This is a genomic window from Mycobacterium sp. UM_Kg27, assembly GCF_000972905.1.
Taxonomy (GTDB): Bacteria; Actinomycetota; Actinomycetes; order Mycobacteriales; family Mycobacteriaceae; genus Mycobacterium.
The window spans coordinates 1-653 of sequence record NZ_JRMM01000310.1 but is presented as its reverse complement, the minus strand read 5'-3'; the positions used below and the strand labels follow the sequence as shown (position 1 = coordinate 653).

General features: G+C 64.3%; 1 protein-coding gene. It reads right to left on the bottom strand.

Annotated features, from left to right (window positions below; all coding sequences use genetic code 11):
• Positions 1 to 653: polyketide synthase (locus tag LI94_RS21405; RefSeq protein ID WP_046302514.1), on the bottom strand; the 653-nt coding region annotated here is incomplete at both ends.

Sequence of the window (653 nt, the reverse complement as noted above, 5' to 3'; positions counted from 1 at the left end):
GCCCGCACCACCTTCTGCTGCGCCGGACCCGACGGCACCGTCTGACCCGACGACGGCCCATCCTGATTCACCGCCGAACCCCGCACCAGCGCCAAAATCCGGTCACCATCACGCTGGGCATCCGACAAACGCTTGAGCACCACCACCCCGGCGCCCTCGCCACGCACGTAACCGTCAGCGGCCGCATCAAAGGTCTTGCACTGACCGTCCGGGGCCAACATCCCCCACCGCGACGTCGCAATGCTGTTCTGCGGGGCCAACATCAGGTTCACCCCGGCCGCCAACGCCTGATCCGACTCCCGACGCCGCAAACTCGCACACGCCAAATGAATCGTCACCAACGACGACGAACACGCCGTATCCACCATCATCGCCGGACCATGCACACCCAAGAAATACGACAACCGACCCGCCGCAAAATTGGGTCCGTTGCCGAAGGAGAGGTACGGATCGGCGTCGCGCGGGCCGAGCTTCTCCGCTGCGAGGATGGCGTAGTCGTTAGTCGTCAGGCCGACGAAGATGCCGGTCTGGGTGCCCCGGATCGCCTCCTTGGTGATCCCGGCGTGCTCCAACGCCTCCCAGGCCACCTCCATCAACAACCGCTGCTGAGGATCCATCGCATCAGCCTCACGCGGCGAAATACCAAAAAACTC